We start from the raw sequence: 18,052 nt of genomic DNA on the forward strand, positions 1-18,052 counted from the left end.
ATGCTACAATAGAGCGGATCAGACGTACCGGGGGGAGACGGCATGGAAGGATGGGATATTCTGCTGGCACGGGTGGTGGAGCAGGCACGAGCGCTGGGGATTCCCGTGTCAGGGCGTATGGAGCCCCATGTGTCGGTAAACCGCCGGGCAGTGGGCCGGTTTGGCTGCTGCATCCAGGAGGGAGAGCGATACCGCATTGAGCTGTCTCAGCGGCTGCTGGGGGCGGAAGAGTGGGCGTGCATGCAGGTCTTGGCCCACGAAGTGCTGCACACCTGTCCCGGTTGCCGGAATCACGGCGTGGTATGGAAGGGCTACGCCGCACGGATGAACGCCGCCTACGGCTATACCATTTCCCGCACTTCCACCTGTCGGGAACTGGGAGTGACAGAGCCGGAGGAAACGGGGCGATATCTGGTGAAATGCATCCAATGTGGTGCGGAATTTCCCCGTCGCCGGTGTTCGGCCCTGGTCCGCCGCCCAGAGCATTACCGTTGCCGGTGCGGCGGTAGGCTGCGGAGGATCTACTGAGAGACAGCGGGGTGGTAGCAACGAAACAACACAGCGCCAAGGAGCGCTTTAACCGTATCTTCTCCATCGTGGGTCTTACCATTGGTGGGATTATTCTGGTGGGACTGATGCTCTATGTTCAGCGCACCATGGATCTGAAAACGGTGCTGGAGGGCATCCGTCCGCTGTGGCTGGCGGGGGCAGCGCTCTGCATTCCGGTGAGCGAGAGTATCGATGGACTGATTTTTTACGGCATGGGGGCGGCAGCGGGCTGTCCCGTCCGGCTGAGCGGCTGTCTGGATGCGGCCTATATCGGAGAATTTTACTATAAGCTGGGGCCGGCCGGAGCGCCCATCCAGCTCAAGCTTATGTATGATGCGGGCATGAGTGCCACCTATACCGCCTCCATCTATACCTGGAAGCTGGTGGCAAATACCCTGGTGTATACCGGTTACGCTGTGGCGGCTTTGCTCTATGAAGTGTTCTGGCGGCAGGAGGGACTGGGCCCGGCCGTAGCGGGGGCGGGTATACTGATCGTCCTGTATGTGGCCCTGTGTGCCCTGGCTTTGTTTACAGCGGCCAAGCCGGATCCCATCCGGCGGCTTGTCCGGCGCATTCTCACCTGGCTGTCCCGGCACTGGAAGGTGATGGCCCGGGAGGGAATGGTGGAGAAAGCCATGGGTAAGGTGGATGAATTTTGTGAACAGCTGGGGGTCCTGCGGGGGAAAAAGCGGATGCTGGCAGGGCTGTTTGCCGGAATGTTTCTGGAATTGACCGCCCTGTTTTCCATTCCCTATTTTCTGTATCGAGGCCTGGGGCTCACAGGCTGTTCCTTCTGGGAACTGGTGCTGGTGCAGTGCCTGGTGATGGTGCTTTCCCGTATTATCATGCTGCCCGGGAATGCGGGGGGAGCGGAAGGAAGCTTTTTCCTGTTCATGGGCCCGGTGTTTGGCGGACATACGGCGGTGGCGCTGGTACTGTGGCGGTTTGCCGGCTTCCTGGAGGTATTGCTGCTGGGGGGCGGTTGGTCGGTGATCCGTTTTGCCCGCCGGGCGGTGGGACGCGGACATTAGGAGGATGGATATGGAGGGAAAGTATACCCGCCTGAAGCGAAAGATGCTGCTGCTGGTGGTGCTGGGCACCATTGTCGCCGGCGGGGTGGGGCTGTTTGTGCTGGAAGTGGTCATTGACGGAGCGCTGCAGGACCCCTTTGCACGGTTTTTCCTCTGGGCGGCCACCAGCTTGTTTGGCCAGACCACGGAACAGGCGCAGATGCTCTATCAACACTATATCCGCAACAATAAGCAGGAGATCCTGACCCTGTGCACCATAGTGCTCATGCTGATTGCCTTTTATCTGGCCATGGGGCGGTTTACCCGCTGGCTGGATCAGATCAGCGCCGCCACACAGCGCATGGTGGAAGATCCGGCTGAACCGGTCGCTCTGCCTCGTGAGCTGGCCCCCATCCAGGCTGACCTGAACGCGATTCAGCGGCAGCTGGAAGCCAAAGCGGTGGCTGCCCGGGAGAATGAGCAGCGCAAGGGGGATCTGGTTGCCTTTCTGGCCCACGATTTGAAGACGCCGCTGACCTCGGTGGTGGGCTACCTGACCCTGCTGCGGGATGGGCCGGATCTGGACGAGGAGCAGCGGGCTAAATTTACCGGTATCGCGCTGGACAAGGCCCTGCGGCTGGAGGAACTGCTGGGGGAGTTCTTCGACATCACCCGTATGGACCTGGACAGCGGGGAGGAGGAACGGCATCCCATCCAGCTGTCTATGCTGCTGGAGCAGCTTTCTGACGAGTTCTACCCGATTTTTGCCGAGAAGCAGCTGCGCTGCAGTGTGGAGATCCAGCACCACCTGGTGGTGCTCGGAGACCCGGACAAACTTGCCCGGGTCTTTGATAATGTGTTGCGCAACGCGGTCAATTACAGCGTGCCCGGCGGTCAGGTGGACATCCGGGCCAAAAGCGTGGGCAGGCAGGCTGAGATCACCATCCGCAACGAGGGACTGGAGATCCCGGAGGGGGAGCTGGCCAACATCTTCCAGAAGTTTTATCGATTGGATGCCGCCCGCTCTACCCGTACCGGTGGAGCGGGGCTGGGGCTGGCCATTGCCAAGGAGATTGTGGAATCCCATGGCGGAAGCATTCGCTGTGAAAGCAACGGGCGTTTTACCAGCTTTATCATCACCCTGCCTCTGCACAAACAGGCCCGGCATACGGCGCGTCGGGGACGCGCGGGTGCTGGAAGTACATAGCAAAAGGCCCGGTCCTGCTGGACCGGGCCTTTTGCTATGCGTTCACTGGCCGCGCCGTGCTGCAGCGTCCATTTCCTCCTCTGCCCGCTTCACCATGCGGATACCGGCAATGAGGGTTACGGCAGAAACGATGGCTGCGCCCAGGATAAATCCATCCTGGAGGGTATAGAGGAACCGGTCGGCCAGGATGACCGTGATGATCAAAATACTGCCGAAAGCCTCCAGCTGAAGGCCGCGCTGCCTGGATCGCATAGAAATCTTCCTTCCTTTCCGAGTTGCGTTACTGTACGCCCATGGCTGCCAGGATGACACGCATAATGACCAGACTGATGGCTGCGTCCAGCAGGCAGACGCCGATGAGCAGGGGGTGCCACTTCTTGTTGGAGCCGGTGACCAGTACGATACGGGCGTAGTGGCCGATGAGGGTGCCCATCAGGATGCAGGCGGGCAGCATCATGGAGGCCTGGCCCAGGGTCAGAGTGCCCGCCTGATACATGGATACAGCGGTGGCACAGCCGGACGCTTTGGCAAAGAAAGCGGAGATGAGTACGGCAAAGGCCTCGCCGGGCAGGCCAAACAGGCCCATGACGGGAGACATGATCACGCCCAGCAGGTCCATCAGGCCGGTCTCCTGCAAAATGTAAACCAGCACGTAGCCCAGGATCATGGCGGGGGTGATGTTCTCAATGCCCACCTTAAAGCCTTTGGCGCAGCCCTTCAGAAACGTATCGACGATGGAGGGCTTCTTCTCTTTCGCCGGAGCGGCCGGAGCGGCCGCCGGAGTTTTCACTTCAGCGCTCATAGTGTGTTCTCCTCCTTAAGCCTTTTTTCTCCGCAAGCGCAGAATGATGCGCACCACATTGGCGCCGATGAGCTTGCAGAGTACCATAATCAGGATGCAGGGACCCAGTGCCACCGGACAGATGGCAACCAGGGGCGCACCGCCGGTGATGGTGTTGTTGATACAGGCCGAGCCGGCGTACTGATAGGCGACGAAGATGGTCCGTTCGTCGTCGGTGATGTCGCCGCTCTCATAGAGCTCGCGGGTCATGACGGCCGCTACGTCCGAGCCGGTGAAGCTGGAGATGAAGGCGATGCCGCACTTGCCGGGGATACCCAGCAGGGGGCGAAGCAAGGGGCGGAAGAGAATGTCGGAGGCCTTGAAAGCGCCCAGCTGTTCAAACACGCCCAGCAGTCCGCAGAAGAACATGACAGCGGGGATCAGGTTGAAGCCGGCCATAAAGCCGTCCTTGGCGCCGGTGCCGCCGGAGCCGATGAGGTTGGCACCCGTATCGCCGATCTGACCGAAGGTACCGGACAGATTGGTGAAGTCCAGCACCTTGATGGGGCCATCCGCCGTGCGGAATGCGCCCGAGAGCACCAGGATGAGCACAATCAACGCGATCCACGCGCCGATGCCAACCTTTTCCTTTTGTGTGGATGTTTGCGCTTGTTGCATGGTGTTTTCCTCCTTTTGCCTCTCTCTTATTGATCTGCAAAATCATCCTTCAGGCTGAACGCTGCGCAGGCGGCCAGGATGCAGCGCTGGAACAGAGACTCCACCTCGGCGTACTCATCGGGGGTGTGGTTGCCCTCGCCCCGGGCACCCATGCCGCAGACCGTTGGCACGCCGCAGGCCACTGTGATGCCGGAGTCAGACAGACCGCCTACCTGGAAACAGTCGATCTCGCCAAAACCGCAGGTGGTAGCGGTGCGTTTGAGGTGACCAAACAAGGCCATGACCCCGTCGGTGGTGTCCATGCAGTTCATCAGACGGCTGGTGTCCAGCTCGGCCCAGGTGTCAGGTACGGTGCTGTGAGCTGTGGCCTGTTCCAGGGCCTCCATGATCTCGTTCTTGATCTCGGTGGTGGGGAAACGGATGCCGATGTTGATTGTACACAGGTCGGGAATGGTGTTCTCGCCCATACCGCCGGAGATCTTGCCGCAATTGATGAGCCGGCCGCGGGCAAAGTCGTTGCAGGCCTCCAAAGCCACGATCTTGTGGGCGGCCTCCAGGATAGCGGAGCGGCCCTTCTCCGGGGCAATGCCCGAGTGGGAGGCTGTACCGTGAACCGTCAGCTTGACCGGGCCGCCGCCCTTGCGCCCCACAACGAAGCGGTTGTCCATGTAGCCTGTCTCAAAGTTGAAGGCGGCCAGCGCGCCCACCGCCTCGGCCTGCATGGCCTGCTTGGCGTCAGAGAACATGTGCAGGTTTTCCTCGTCACCGGCGAAGATGCACTTGATGGGCCGGGCGGTAAAGCCCAGTTCAGCAAGAGCCTTGATGGCGTAGACAGCGATAACCAGACCCGCTTTCATATCCAGTACGCCGGGGCCGTGGGCATAACCATTTTCATCGATGCGGAAAGGGTTGTCCCGGGCGGCGCCCTCTTTGAAGACGGTGTCCATGTGGCCGATAAAGAGCAGAGGAGCGTTGGGGCTGTCGGCATTCCACTCGGCTACCAGCACTCCGCCGGCGTTCTCCATAGGAATGACCCGGGTCTTGGCCCCCGCGCCCTCCAGCTCCCGCCGCAGGATGTTGCACACCGCCTCCACGCCCTCCAGCTGGCGGGAGCCGCTTTCGGTATTGACCAGCTCCTCCCACAGCGCCAGCATGGGTTCGCGCTGGCTGTCGATGTAGCGGCGGATGTCTTTAAAAATTTCCTCCATAAAAATCCTCCTTTATCCACTCACAGCAATCGGACGGCTACGCCCGCGATGAGCACCGAGGCGATGGTCACCGTAACAAAGCCGGCAGTGAGCATTTTTGGCAGAAGATAATTAAGAATGGCAGCTTTTTCTGCCTCGTTGCGGCCGAATGCCTCGGCCACTTCCTGGGGAATGAGCATCGTAGTGGGAAAGCCAAAGGTACAGCTGATGCCGAAGGACACCGCCAGACCAAAGGGAAAACGCAGCAGCTTGGCGCAGAGAAATCCCATGACCAGCGTGCCGGCCACGCCGCACACGGCGGAGAGGATCAGGGCCGGCAGAACCGAGAGCACCTGCTGCGGGGTAGTGGTAGCCAGGTTGGAGAAGATCAGGATGGTGACAAAGAAGGTGATCAGACCGCTGGCCTGGGTCTTGGCCAGGATACCCTTTTCCAAAAAGCCCAGGGCAAAGAACACCGCGCCCATGATGAGACAGAGCACAAAATAGTGGATCACGCCGCCGGTGAGCAGAGACAGGAAGTGGGCGGATACCGCCACCAGACCCAGCTTGGCCAGGTAGACGGAGGGACGGGCAAATACAGGGGGCAGTTGGAGCGGGCCATGGGCGGCAGTGGAACCGGCCTGCTGCTGCTGGCTGTATTCGGCCACCAGCTTGGGATCGTCCCGGAACTGCCGGGCGGTGCGCCGCAGCAGCAGGGAGGCGATGGGCACGCCGATGAATTTCTGGGTGACATACAGCACGATGCAGAAGGTGCTGGCCAGGGTCAGGCCCTTTTCCTCCAGGGCGGTGGTCATGATCAGGGTGGCAGCACTGCCACCGGCAAAGATGGGTGCACCCGCCACGGCCATGTCCTGACCGATGATGGGGATACCGATGAGAAGGATGGCGCCCACCGCGCCGCACAGACACACCAGAGAGGTGACCACCACCTTCCACTGCCGGCGCAGCTCGGCAAAGTCAATGGTGGTGCCCAGGGAGACGATGAGCAGTCCGGCAATCACATTGCCGAAGCCCGTGACCTGGGCGTCGTCGATGATGGTGCGGGGGAGCAGGCCGCTCCAGAATCCGGCCAGCAGCATCAGTGCAATTCCCAGCACGGTGGAAAATACGGCCTTGGTTTTCTGCGCAATGAGTTCACCCACTGCATAGATACACAGTAAAATCGTCAGTGCGATAACCGCTGTCATACCCCTCATCCTTTCTTGGCCAAAGCATACCATGCCGTTTTTCAACCTGTCCAAGCCGAAAAAGTTATAACGCAGTTATAAACCGGTCAACTTGGCGAAAACGCATGGAACAAGTGAATGCAATTTGTATAAAAAAACGAAAAGGCCAGCACTGTATACAAATACAGAGCCGACCTTTTTGTCGAACTTTTGGAGAGTGTTCGTCGAATTGAACATCTATCTCCCTGTAGTTATAATCTGGTCATAAATAAATGGAATATCTGGTTATAGCAGCTGATCCATCCCATCTGCCCCCTGAGAAGGGGGATACAGCCCTTCCAGCAGACCGACAAATTCCTGAGCCTCGGGACTGAGCAATTCCCGCTTGCGCTGGAGCCAGCCCACATTGATCTGCACATTGCAGTTGCGGATGGGAATGGAACGTATGCCGTACGCATCAAAGTCCCGGGCGCTGAGTCCCGGACCAAAGCGGATCACATCGGTCTGGCGCAGCAGGGCCAGAATGGCGGCGCTGTCACTGACATATACCACCCGCCGGAAGCGTGCCAGGCGGACCCCGTCGATCTCCAGATAGTGGGTCAGGTTGGAGAAATAGTCATCGGGCAGGCGGACAAAGGGGAAGTCCAGCAGCTGCTCCATGGTCACCTGCTCCCGGTGATAGAGCGGGTTATTGGGCCCCACATTGGCATACCAGGTGTCCAGACCCAGGGGATGAAATTCCAAGTTTTTAAAGTGGAGCATGTGCTTAAGCTCCTTGACCTGCACGTTGTTGCTCATCACGAAGCCGATCTCCGCCCGGGCGCTCTCCACGCTTTCAATGACCTGCTGCATCCGCTGCTCCACCAGTTTGATGCTGATGGAATCCTGCCGGTGGGCGTTGTAGAAGTCGGCCACAAGCCGTCCCATGGTGATGATGGGATAGGAGGCGATGGAAAGCAGGCGGGGCCGTTCCTTCTGAGACAGGTTCTGGATGAGCTCCATCTGGTTGAGAATGGTGCGGGCGTACTGGTAAAGTTTCCGACCATCATCCGTAAGGGCCACGCCTTTGTTGGTCCGGTCAAAGATGCGCACTTTGAGTTCATTTTCCAGATTGGAAATGGCCTTGCTCAGGTTGGGCTGGGTCACGAAGAGCTTTTCCGCAGCCTTGTTGATACTGCCCTGCTCGGCTACGGTCACGAAATACGTCAACTGCTGGATCTGCATGCCTCACCGCCCGCTTTCTGAATAAGATAGGCTTATTTTAGCACAAATCTGCCGGTTTTGGACCTGTTTTTTGAGGCGGCGGCAAGCGTCAGCGCTGATCCAGGGGGACAAAGGGCCGCATGGGGGCCACGGCCTTATAGGCCGGGCGGATGATGCGGTTGCCGGGCTGGTAGACCTCCTCAATGCGGTGGGCGCACCAGCCCACCACCCGGGCCACGGCGAAGAGGGGCGTGTACAGCTCCATGGGGATGCCCATCATCTTGTACACCAGGCCGGAAAACAGGTCCACGTTGGCGCACACCACCTTCTGCTCCCCCTTGACGGTGCGCAGGACCTCGGGGGTCAGCCGTTCCACGGTCTCAAAGAGCTCGAATTCGTCCAGCATGCCCTTGGTCTGGGCCAGGTTTTTGGCAAAGCGCTTGAGAATGACCGCCCGGGGATCGGACAGGGTATAAATGGCGTGGCCCATGCCGTAAATCAGGCCAGAGCGGTCCCCGGCCTCCTTCTTCAGCAGCTTGCCCAGGTAGGCGCGCACCTCGTCGTCATCCTTCCAGTCGCCTACTCCCTGTTCGATGTAGCCGAACATCTCCATAACTTTCTTGTTGGCGCCACCATGGCGGGGGCCTTTCAGCGAACCGATGGCTGCGGCGATGGCCGAGTAGATGTCGGTGCCGGAGGAGGAGAGGACCCGGCAAGTGAAGGCCGAGTTGTTGCCGCCGCCGTGCTCGGCGTGGAGCACCAGGCACAGGTCCAGCAGGCGGGCCTCTTCAGCGGTGAACTGGTTGTCGTGGCGCACGGAGTAAAGGAAGTTCTCCGCCACGCCCAGTCCTTCCTGAGGACGGTGGAGGTAGAGAGACTCGTTGTCGTAGTAGTGGCGCTTGGCGGCAAAGGCATGAGCTACGATCACCGGTACCCGGGCCACCAGCTGGATGGCCTGGGAGAGCTGATTGGACAAAGACATGTTGTCCGGGTCGTCGTCATAGGAATAGAGGGCCAGCACCGCCCGGGCCAGCTTGTTCATTACGTCGGGACTGGGTGCCTTGAGGATCATGTCCTCGGTAAACATGGGGGGCAGTGCGCGATGTTCGGCCAGCAGCTGCTGGAACGAGGCCAGCTGCTGACGGGTGGGCAGGGCCCCGAAGAGAAGCAGATAGGCCGTCTCCTCATAGCCAAAGCGACCCTCGCTGACAAAGCCGTTGATGAGCTCCTCCACGTCGATGCCCCGGTAGACCAGCTTGCCCGGGGCGGGGACACGCTCGCCGTCCTGCAGATAGTAGCCCATGACGTTGCCGATCTGGGTGACACCCGCCATCACGCCGGTACCATCGGCGTTGCGCAGGCCGCGCTTGACATTGTAGCGCTCATAAAAAGCAGGGTCGATGTGGTTATGCGCCTGATATTCCCCGCATAGACTTTCCATAAAGCGTGCAGAAGAGTTCCGGTCATCGTTTTGCATGTTCAGCCGCTCCTTTGCCCAAATACTTTTGCACAGTATTGTATCTCTTTTTTGACGTCCAGTCAACAAAAGAAAATGGCCGCTTGGGATGTGAAATAAAATGAAACACAACTTGCAAAAAACAGGAGGGACGACCGGTATGAAGCAGGTGGCGGCCACCGCCCTGGCGCTGTTTCTGGCGCTGTTTCTGCTGCCCCTGCTGCTGCTGGGAGAACCAGACCAGGAGACGGAGCCTCAGGCAACCGGCAGCCTGCCCATCGACCACACGGTGGTCACCCCCGCACTGAGTCAGGACAGTCAGATCACGGTCCGGGTGGCGCTGGGGGACGGGGAGGTGCTGGCTCTGCCGCTGGATAAATATCTGTGGCGGGTAGTGGCCGCCGAGATGCCCGCCTCGTTTGAACCGGAAGCCCTCAAGGCCCAGGCGGTGGCCGCCCGGACCTATACCGTATCCAAGATGGAGCGCACCTCAGAGACCCATCCGGATGCCGATGTGTGTACCGATATCACCTGCTGTCAGGCTTACATAACCCCCGAACAAGCCGCCTCCAACTGGGGAGACAACGCCCAGGCGTACACCGAAAAGATTTCCGCTGCCGTGGCGGACACCGACGGCATGGCGGCCCTCTACCAGGGGCAGCCTATCCAGGCGGTCTTTTTCTCCTCCGCCGCGGGGAAGACCGTGGATGCGGTGGAGGTGTGGGGCAACTCGGTGCCCTATCTCACCAGTGTGGACAGTCCCGAGGGGGAGGAGGTCCCCAATTACCACTCCACCGTCACCGTGCCCCTGGAGGAGTTCAAAAGCAAGCTGCTGGCCCAGTATCCACAGGCCGATCTGTCGGGGGAACCCAACAGCTGGTTCCAGAATACGGTTCCCAACTCGGCTGGCGGAGTGGAGACGGTGGATGTGGGCGGCGTCACGGTCAGCGGCACGGCGCTGCGCACCCTGTTTGCCCTGCGTTCCACCAGCTTTACCGTCTCCGCCGGTGCGGACGGGGTCATCTTCTCGGTTACCGGCTACGGTCATGGGGTGGGTATGAGCCAGTACGGAGCCAATGCCCTGGCCAAAGAGGGCAAAACCTATGAGGAGATCCTCAAATGGTATTACACTGGTATTGAAGTGGCCGCCTATACCCCAAAGTAGCGCAAAGCGGTACACTGGATGCGAATATAAAATCTTTTTGTAACGGACGGGGATCGCCGTTGTCAAAAAAGCGAATTTTTGTTATAATATCAAAGTGGATAGGTGGTATGATACCTGCCAAATATGAAATAAAGTGAGAGATCGCGCATGAACACACGCTATGACGTTGCCATCATCGGCTGCGGTGAGGCCGGCATCTTCGCCGGTTATGAACTTATGCACCGCAACCCGGGCCTCAAGGTGGTCACCCTGGACCAGGGGGCCGACATCTACACCCGCAGCTGCCCCATTGTGGCGGGCAAGGTGAAGGAGTGCATCCACTGCAAGGTGTGCGACACCATGTGCGGCTTCGGTGGGGCTGGGGCCTTCTCCGACGGGAAGTACAACTTTACCACTGCGTTTGGCGGCTGGCTGACCGACTTTATGCCCAGAGAAGAGGTCATGGCCCTCATCGACTACGTGGACTCCATCAATATGAAGCACGGGGCTACCGACCAGGTTTTCTCCACCGAGACCCCGGCAGCCAAGGCGCTGGAGAAGCGGGCGCTGGAGTTTGACCTGCATCTGCTCCAGGCCCGGTGCAAGCATCTGGGTACCGAGAACAACCTGAAGATCCTCCAGAGCATTTATGAGGAGGTCCGCCAGGGGGTGGAATTCCGCTTCCGTACGGCGGTGACCAAGATCGAGAACCTGGGGGCGGAGGGCTACCGCCTGATCACCGACCGTGGAGACGAGGTGGACTGTACCTGGCTCATCGCCGGCCCCGGCCGCTCCGGCGCGGAGTGGTTCTCCAACCAGTGCAAGCAGCTGGGCATTGAGCTGGTCAACAACCAGGTGGACATCGGCGTGCGGGTGGAGCTGCCCGCCAAGGTATTCGAGCATATCACCGATGTGGTGTATGAATCCAAGCTGGTCTATCGTACCAAGCAGTACGGCGACCAGGTGCGTACGTTCTGTATGAACCCCTACGGTCACGTGGTGGCCGAGAATGTGGAGGGCATCAACACCGTCAACGGCCACTCCTACTCCGACCCCAAACTGCGCAGTGAAAACACCAACTTCGCCCTGCTGGTGTCCAATCGTTTCACCCAGCCCTTCAACGAGCCCTACCGCTACGGCAAGCACATTGCCTCCCTGAGCAACATGCTGGCCGGCGGCGTGCTGGTACAGCGCTTCGGGGACTTGGTCAGCGGCATCCGCACCAACGAGCACCGGATGAGCAAGTCCTTTGTCCGGCCCACCCTCACCGCGGCCGTACCCGGAGACCTGTCTCTGGCGCTGCCCAAGCGGCAGTTGGATGATATCATCGAGATGATCTACCAGCTGGACAAGCTGGCCCCCGGTACCGCCAATTACGACACGCTGCTCTATGGCGCGGAAGTGAAGTTCTATTCCGCCCGGCTGGTCCTTTCCAGTGAACTGGAGACCGCGCTGCCCAACTTTTTTGCTGTGGGCGACGGCGCAGGCGTCACCCGCGGCCTGGCCCAGGCAGGGGCATCGGGCGTAAAGGTAGCCCAGGTAATTTCCCGGCGGCTGCAGGAGCGATAAAACGCAAAATCAGGGCGTATGGCCATCGGCCATACGCCCTGATTGCTTGTTTTACACCGTGTGAGAAACCGGTTGAGCGGCCCGGGATTCCAGCAGAGGAGAGAGGCGGCGGCAGAAAAAACGGGAGATGCCGCCCACAGTGAGCGCACATACCAGCGTGCCCTCCCGCAGACCCTGGATTCCGCCCAGACAGACCAGAGAGACCAGCACGGCAGCGGCCAGCATGGACAGGTCAAAGCCGGTTTTGGTCTTGCCAAAGTCCCAGCCGAAGACCTGGCTGGCGGTGCGCACAAAGCCCTCGCAGGGAAGAATCAGTACATTGGGCGTTACCTGCAACGCCACACCGAGCCCCAGGGTGGCGCAACCCAGCAGCAGCACGCACCAGCGCCCGGCGTATGCCTGAGGGATCAGCGATTCCAGCAGGGCCATCCACAGATCGATACAGAAGGAGAACAGGAAGGTGGCCGGGATCTGGAGCAGCTGAACCCGGGGCAGCCGGCCCCGCAGCAGCAAAATCTGCCCGGCTAGCATGGTGAGGTTGACCAGGAAGGAAAATGTGCCCAGGGAAAAGCGCGGAAAGACAAAATGGAGCACATAGGCCAGGCTGGATACGGCAGAGGTCCCCATACCGGCCAGGGTGATCAGCGCGATCCCCAGGGCGGTGACGGCCACACCACAGAAAAACATCCCGTAGCGGCGCAGAGCAGGCGGGGGCATGTAAATCGCCTCCATAAAAAATATTTTTTAGCACTAACAATAGTTTAGCATCCTTGATAAAGGAAAACAATGGGCACCTTATCCAAAAAGCAGGGTCTCTTTTTGACAAGGGCCGAAATCAGTCTTTAAGGGCTTTGACAGGGACTATGCATTGGAATATACACAGTTGTTACATTGTAAATATATGGATAATATAGACGGTGCACGGGTTTTCCACATTGTCCACAGGGTTTTCCACACTTGTCCACACAGGGGTGGAAAACTAAAATATGCAAAAACTGTTAACATAGGTGAAGTCAAGTAAAAATGCTACGGCGGAATTGACAAAAAAATTTTTATTCCCAGAAGACAGGAGTGTGTTACAATAAGACCCATCAATGCAGTATGAGGTGAGAGCATGTCCGATACGATTGCCGCCATTGCCACTCCGCCCGTCCCCAGCGCCATCGGCATCCTGCGTCTGAGCGGGCCGGAGGCCATCGCCGCAGCGGGCGCGGTGTTTCGTGCCGCCTCCGGACGGCCGCTGGAGGAGTACCCCAGCCGCCGTCTGGTATATGGAACACTGCTGGGGCCGGATGGAGCGGCCATTGACCAGGTACTGGCCACGATCTCACGGGGACCGGAAAGCTATACCGGTGAGGATACGGCGGAATTGCAGTGCCATGGTTCTCCCATGGTTCTGGCGCTTGGGCTGGAGGCGCTGTTTGCCCGGGGCGTGCGGCAGGCGGGGCCGGGAGAGTTTACCCGCCGTGCTTTCCTCAACGGCAAGCTGGACCTGGCGCAGGCGGAGGCGGTGGCCGACCTTCTCGATGCGGAGACTCCGGCAGCGGTCCATCAGGCCGCCGGGCAGCTCTCCGGCGCCCTCAGCCGCCGGGTGGGCGCCATCTATGACGTTCTGGTGGACCTGATGGCCCATTTCCATGCGGTGCTGGATTACCCGGATGAGGACATCGACCCCTTCCGGGCAGAGACCATCCGGACAGGCCTGGAACGGGCACAGGAGGGGCTGAACGATCTGCTGCGTACCTATGAGCGGGGACGTTATCTCACCGGCGGGGTACCCTGCGCCCTTATCGGTCGACCCAATGCGGGCAAGTCCTCTCTGCTCAATGCCCTGGTGGGGTATGAGCGGGCCATCGTGACCGATGTGCCCGGCACCACCCGGGACACGGTGGAGGCCCGCTGCCGGCTGGGAAATGTGACGCTGCGGGTCATTGACACCGCCGGGATCCGGGAGACGGCGGACGAGGTGGAGCGCATTGGAGTGGAGCGGAGCCGGGCCGCCCTGGAGCAGGCCGAACTGGTGCTGCTGCTGTGCGACGGTTCGGTGCCCTTTACGGCGGAGGATGCCGCTCTGCTGGAGGAGGCCATGACCCATGCCCCCACTATTTTGGTGTGGACCAAGGGAGACCTGCCTGCCGCTCCCATCCCGGTGCTGGATCTGGATCCCATGCCGCCGGTGGTGGAGGTCAGCGTGAAAACCGGCCAGGGACTGGATGGGCTGGCAAAGGCGGTGGAGGCGCTTTTTCCCGCCACCGGCCAGGGAGCGGCGGGGGAGCTGCTCACCAACGCCCGGCAGGCTCAGGCTGCCCAGCGGGCGCTGGAGGCAGTGGAGCGGGCCGGACAGGCCCTGGAGCTGGGGGTGACGCCGGATGCGCTGCTCACCGACGTGGAGCAGGCCATGGCCGCCCTGGGGGAGCTCACCGGGGCCAACCTGAGGGAGGATGTGACCGCCCGTATCTTCCAGCGCTTTTGTGTGGGAAAATAGACCGAACGGAACACGCCCCTGCGGCCAAAGCCGCAGGGGCGTGTTTTTCAGTTTGCGCTGCTATGGGATTGCCAGTGCAGCAGCAGAGAGGAGTTGAGGATCACCAGCACCGAGCCTGCGTTGTGTACCAGGGCCCCCACCACCGGATTGAGAAGCCCGGTCATGGCCAGGAGCACGGCGATCAGGTTGAGGAGCATGGAACCGGCCAGGTTGCGGCGAATGGTCTGCATCATTCGTCGGGAGAGAGCCAGCAGGTGGGGCAGTTGGCGGATGTCGTCGTTGACCAGTACGATGTCGGCTGCATCCGCGGCGATGTCGCTGCCTGTACCTCCCATGGCGATGCCCACAAAGGCCTTTTTCAGGGCCGGGGCATCGTTGATGCCGTCCCCCAGCATACACACCGGGTGGCCGTTTTGCTGAGTGTGGTCGATCCAGGCCAACTTGTCCTCGGGCAGACAGTCCGCCTGGTACATGGAGATACCCAGCAGCGAAGCGATGTGCCCGGCGGCCTGGGCGTGGTCTCCGGTGAGCAGCACCGGTGTCACACCTGCCTGCTTCAGGTCGGCCACAGTGGAGGCAGCCCGTTCCCGGGGCGCATCGGCCAGGGCCAGAAAACCGACCGCCGTTCCATCCACGGCTAAATAGATGAGCGTGCATCCCTGATCCAGACAGGCTGCGGCCTGCGGCGGGGGAGAGAAGGTCAGACCTGCCTCGTTCAGCAGAGCCAGGTTGCCTGCCAGCACCTCCCGGCCATCCATCACGGCCCGCAACCCACGGCCGGGAACAGCCTCATAGGATTCTGGCGGTGTGGGGGCAATTCCCCAATGTTTCTGATACCCTTCTGCAACCGCGCGGCCCAGAGGGTGCTCGGAACAGCATTCCACCCGAGCCAGACAGGTATAGACTGCCTGCTGTGTCCAGTCTGGAGAGAGGGAATACACCCCCGTGACCTCCGGCACGCCGCAGGTCAGCGTCCCGGTCTTGTCAAAGGCCACATGGCTCACCTGGGCCAGACGCTCCAGCGCGTCCCCTTCCCGTACCAAAAAGTTGTGGCGGGTGGCGTTGCCAATGGCAGCCATAATGGCTGTGGGGGTGGCCAGTACCAGCGCACAGGGGCAGAAGACCACCAGAATGGTCACCGCCCGGATGACCTGGCCGCTTATCAGCCAGGTGAGTGCGGCGGCAGTGAGTGCAGCCACCACGATCCAGGTGGCCCAACGGTCGGCCAGTCCCACAATGCGGGCCTTGCCCGCGTCAGCCGATTGCACCAGGCGGATCATCCGCTGGATGGAGCTGTCCGCACCTACCCGGGTGGCCTCCATTTCAAACGCGCCGAACTGGTTGACTGTGCCGCTGAAGACCTCGTCTCCCGGCTGTTTGTCCACCGGCAGGGATTCACCGGTCATGATCGCCTGGTTGATGGCGGTCTGACCCATACGGATCACCCCGTCCACCGGAACAGACTCCCCGGGGAGTACCCGCAGCCGGTCGCCTACCTGTACTGCTTCCGCCGCAATCAGCTCCTCGCCCCTGTCGGTGAGCCGCCGGGCGGTCTGGGGGGTCAGGCAGACCAGCTTCTCAATGCCTGCCCGGGCCCGGGCCACCGTCCGCTCCTCCAGCAGAGCGCCCAGCTGCATGATAAAGGCGATCTCCCCCGCCGCAAAACATTCCCCAATGGCCACCGAGGCGATGAGAGCCAGGGAGACCAGCAGGTCGGCCTTGATGTCAAAGCGGGTAAACAGACCCACCGCCGCTTCTTTCAGGATGGGGAGACCGCAGAGAACCACGGCGATCCAGGCCGGGTCCGCCGGCAGCTGCGGGCCGGCCAGAATGCTGACCAGCAGTCCGGCGCCCCCCAAGACCAGAGACAGAATGTGACGTACCTCCTCAGTGGCAAGGCGGGCACGCAAGGTTGACAACATGATAATCCCTCCCTATATACCAATACCCCTATGGGTATAATATACCCTGGGGGGTATAGGAAGTCAAGAAAAAAGCGGCCGGGAATCCGGCCGCAGCGACAAAAGAAATCAACTCATGCGTGAAAAATGTTCAATGGCCCGGGCAAACTCGGCAATGGTCCGGTCGGCGTCCCCGTGTTCGATGCCATCCCGGACGCAGTGATTGAGATGCCCTTCCAGTACCACCTGGCCCACTTTATGCAGGGCGCTTTTGGCGGCGTTGATCTGCATGAGCATATCTTCACAGGGAACATCCTCGTCCACCATTTTATCAATGGCGTTGAGCTGTCCAATGATTTTTTTCAGGCGGCGGTGGAGGTTGGCCGCATCCATACACTGTTTCATACCAGCACCTGCTTTTTTGCAAGATAAAGACCGGCGCGTCCCGGGCGGACGCGCCGGCAGGAGGCGGAATGCTCAGCTCCGCTGCTCAAAACTGGCGCCGCAGTTGCGGCAGCTGACGGTAATGCGCCCCTTGCCGCGGGGGACCCGAAGATACTGGCCGCAATTGGGGCATTTGAAATAACGGTGATCCTTGTCCCGGTGGATGGTGCGCCGCATCCGAAACCAGCGGATGGCCGGACCGGCCAGCTCCAGAAACCGGGCATTCTCCGCCCGGCGGCGGTCAATACGGCGGGAAAACATACGGTAAAGGTCCCACAAAAGGACTGCCAAAGCGACCCAGGAGAGCACCTCCATGTGGGGCAGGCCGGAAAGAAGGATCAAAAGGACATACAGGAGCAGCAGAAAAAAGGAGAGCTGATCGCTGCCATACCGTCCGTACATCAATTTTCGCAAGAAATTCATTACCATGAAATACGGTCGTCCCCTTCGAAGCTAAATTCTGAATATTTTCTGAATTTATGATAGCGCTTGCACGTTTCCCCGTCAAGGACGGAAACGTAAACAATATGTGAATTGTCTTTGTCGGGTGGAAAGTTCAGGGTTGCGGGACGGAGAAAAAACCGTTATACTGGGAAAAAACAGACGGAGGAATGGGAATGGGACGGGTCGACAAGGAAAATTACTATTTGGATATCGCCGAGACGGTGGCCGAGCGCTCCACCTGCCTGCGCCGCTGTTACGGCGCTATTCTGGTCAAGTGCGACGAGATCATCGCTACCGGCTACAACGGCGCGCCCCGGGGGCGGCGCAACTGCGCGGACCTCAACTACTGTACCCGGGAGGCGATGAACATCCCTTCGGGGGAGCGGTATGAGCTGTGCCGTTCGGTCCACGCGGAGGCCAATGCCATCATCTCCGCTGCCCGGAGCGAGACGCTGGGTGCCACGCTCTACATGGCGTGTGTGGACCCGGCCACCGGGGCACTGATCCCCGGCTCCACCTCCTGCTCCATGTGCCGTCGGCTGATCATCAACGCCGGTATCCAGCGGGTGGTCATCCGCAACACCAAGAGCGAGTATTCCGTGGTCCATGTAGAGGACTGGATCCGGGAGGACGATTCCCTGCCGCAGCAAAATTGACCGACAGCCCGTCCGCAGATGCTGCGGGCGGGCTGTTTCCACGTTGCGGACACGAATTTTCTTGACAGAAAAGCGCGGCAGACTTAAAATAGATTAGGTGTAGTATTTTGAAGAACGAGGGGCAAGTTCTTCAAATTTTGTGCGGGTTGGC

General features: G+C 60.1%; 18 protein-coding genes. 7 read left to right on the forward strand and 11 right to left on the reverse strand.

Annotated features, from left to right (window positions below; all coding sequences use genetic code 11):
- Window positions 1-42: 42 nt before the first annotated feature.
- From WMO45_RS10740 to WMO45_RS10750, 3 genes are read left to right on the forward strand one after another with little or no spacing between them, the layout of a single operon-like run.
- Entirely contained in the window at window positions 43-528 is a 486-nt protein-coding gene (locus WMO45_RS10740; RefSeq protein WP_349140760.1) for a SprT-like domain-containing protein, read from the forward strand.
- An 11-nt stretch (window positions 529-539) separates the two neighbouring features.
- The gene (locus WMO45_RS10745) at window positions 540-1,580 is read left to right on the forward strand and encodes a lysylphosphatidylglycerol synthase transmembrane domain-containing protein (RefSeq protein WP_349140761.1); all 1,041 of its coding nucleotides are present in this window, start codon (window positions 540-542) and stop codon (window positions 1,578-1,580) included.
- 10 nt (window positions 1,581-1,590) lie between these two features.
- Complete coding sequence (locus WMO45_RS10750) at window positions 1,591-2,766, forward strand: sensor histidine kinase (protein WP_349140762.1); 1,176 nt, start codon at window positions 1,591-1,593, stop codon at window positions 2,764-2,766.
- 42 nt (window positions 2,767-2,808) lie between these two features.
- Here the strand turns inward: WMO45_RS10750 and WMO45_RS10755 are convergent, their stop codons facing one another.
- The 7 genes from WMO45_RS10755 to WMO45_RS10785 form a co-directional block, all read right to left on the reverse strand.
- Entirely contained in the window at window positions 2,809-3,018 is a 210-nt protein-coding gene (locus WMO45_RS10755) for a hypothetical protein (RefSeq protein WP_349140763.1), read from the reverse strand.
- 28 nt (window positions 3,019-3,046) lie between these two features.
- The gene (locus tag WMO45_RS10760; RefSeq protein WP_349140764.1) at window positions 3,047-3,568 is read right to left on the reverse strand and encodes a nucleoside recognition domain-containing protein; all 522 of its coding nucleotides are present in this window, start codon (window positions 3,566-3,568) and stop codon (window positions 3,047-3,049) included.
- 15 nt (window positions 3,569-3,583) lie between these two features.
- The gene (locus WMO45_RS10765; protein ID WP_349140765.1) at window positions 3,584-4,225 is read right to left on the reverse strand and encodes a nucleoside recognition domain-containing protein; all 642 of its coding nucleotides are present in this window, start codon (window positions 4,223-4,225) and stop codon (window positions 3,584-3,586) included.
- Between the two features lie 26 nt (window positions 4,226-4,251).
- Window positions 4,252-5,433 (reverse strand): M20 family metallopeptidase, encoded by a 1,182-nt coding sequence (locus WMO45_RS10770; protein WP_349140766.1) that lies wholly within the window; start codon window positions 5,431-5,433, stop codon window positions 4,252-4,254.
- A gap of 20 nt (window positions 5,434-5,453) precedes the next feature.
- Window positions 5,454-6,620 carry a hypothetical protein gene (locus WMO45_RS10775; protein ID WP_349140767.1) on the reverse strand — a complete coding sequence of 389 codons (1,167 nt, stop codon included), beginning with the start codon at window positions 6,618-6,620 and terminating at the stop codon, window positions 5,454-5,456.
- 264 nt (window positions 6,621-6,884) lie between these two features.
- Window positions 6,885-7,823, reverse strand: coding sequence for a LysR family transcriptional regulator (locus tag WMO45_RS10780; protein ID WP_349140768.1), 939 nt, complete (start codon window positions 7,821-7,823; stop codon window positions 6,885-6,887).
- Window positions 7,824-7,911: 88 nt separating this feature from the next.
- Window positions 7,912-9,279 (reverse strand): citrate/2-methylcitrate synthase, encoded by a 1,368-nt coding sequence (locus tag WMO45_RS10785; protein WP_349140769.1) that lies wholly within the window; start codon window positions 9,277-9,279, stop codon window positions 7,912-7,914.
- Between the two features lie 139 nt (window positions 9,280-9,418).
- Here WMO45_RS10785 and spoIID point away from each other — a divergent pair, with 139 nt between their 5' ends.
- Both spoIID and WMO45_RS10795 read left to right on the forward strand, forming a co-directional pair.
- Entirely contained in the window at window positions 9,419-10,423 is a 1,005-nt protein-coding gene (spoIID, locus tag WMO45_RS10790) for a stage II sporulation protein D (protein WP_349140770.1), read from the forward strand.
- A gap of 147 nt (window positions 10,424-10,570) precedes the next feature.
- Window positions 10,571-11,971 (forward strand): NAD(P)/FAD-dependent oxidoreductase, encoded by a 1,401-nt coding sequence (locus WMO45_RS10795; RefSeq protein WP_349140771.1) that lies wholly within the window; start codon window positions 10,571-10,573, stop codon window positions 11,969-11,971.
- Between the two features lie 51 nt (window positions 11,972-12,022).
- Here WMO45_RS10795 and WMO45_RS10800 read toward each other — a convergent pair whose 3' ends face one another.
- The gene (locus tag WMO45_RS10800) at window positions 12,023-12,688 is read right to left on the reverse strand and encodes a YczE/YyaS/YitT family protein (RefSeq protein ID WP_349140772.1); all 666 of its coding nucleotides are present in this window, start codon (window positions 12,686-12,688) and stop codon (window positions 12,023-12,025) included.
- 397 nt (window positions 12,689-13,085) lie between these two features.
- On the opposite strand from WMO45_RS10800, the gene mnmE reads away from it, so the two are divergent.
- Complete coding sequence (gene mnmE / locus WMO45_RS10805; RefSeq protein ID WP_349140773.1) at window positions 13,086-14,456, forward strand: tRNA uridine-5-carboxymethylaminomethyl(34) synthesis GTPase MnmE; 1,371 nt, start codon at window positions 13,086-13,088, stop codon at window positions 14,454-14,456.
- Between the two features lie 47 nt (window positions 14,457-14,503).
- Here the strand turns inward: mnmE and WMO45_RS10810 are convergent, their stop codons facing one another.
- The 3 genes from WMO45_RS10810 to WMO45_RS10820 all read right to left on the reverse strand — a co-directional run bounded on the left by WMO45_RS10810 (window position 14,504) and on the right by WMO45_RS10820 (window position 17,230).
- Window positions 14,504-16,378: a heavy metal translocating P-type ATPase gene (locus WMO45_RS10810; protein WP_349140774.1), complete on the reverse strand. Its 1,875-nt coding sequence runs from the start codon at window positions 16,376-16,378 to the stop codon at window positions 14,504-14,506.
- A gap of 108 nt (window positions 16,379-16,486) precedes the next feature.
- The gene (locus tag WMO45_RS10815) at window positions 16,487-16,762 is read right to left on the reverse strand and encodes a metal-sensing transcriptional repressor (RefSeq protein ID WP_349140775.1); all 276 of its coding nucleotides are present in this window, start codon (window positions 16,760-16,762) and stop codon (window positions 16,487-16,489) included.
- Window positions 16,763-16,834: 72 nt separating this feature from the next.
- Window positions 16,835-17,230: a hypothetical protein gene (locus tag WMO45_RS10820; protein ID WP_349140776.1), complete on the reverse strand. Its 396-nt coding sequence runs from the start codon at window positions 17,228-17,230 to the stop codon at window positions 16,835-16,837.
- Between the two features lie 188 nt (window positions 17,231-17,418).
- Between WMO45_RS10820 and WMO45_RS10825 the strand changes: the two genes are divergently transcribed.
- Entirely contained in the window at window positions 17,419-17,901 is a 483-nt protein-coding gene (locus WMO45_RS10825) for a deoxycytidylate deaminase (RefSeq protein ID WP_349140777.1), read from the forward strand.
- Window positions 17,902-18,052 lie beyond the last annotated feature (151 nt).

Origin of the sequence: Flavonifractor hominis (assembly GCF_040095835.1) — a bacterium.
Lineage (GTDB): Bacteria > Bacillota > Clostridia > Oscillospirales > Oscillospiraceae > Flavonifractor > Flavonifractor hominis.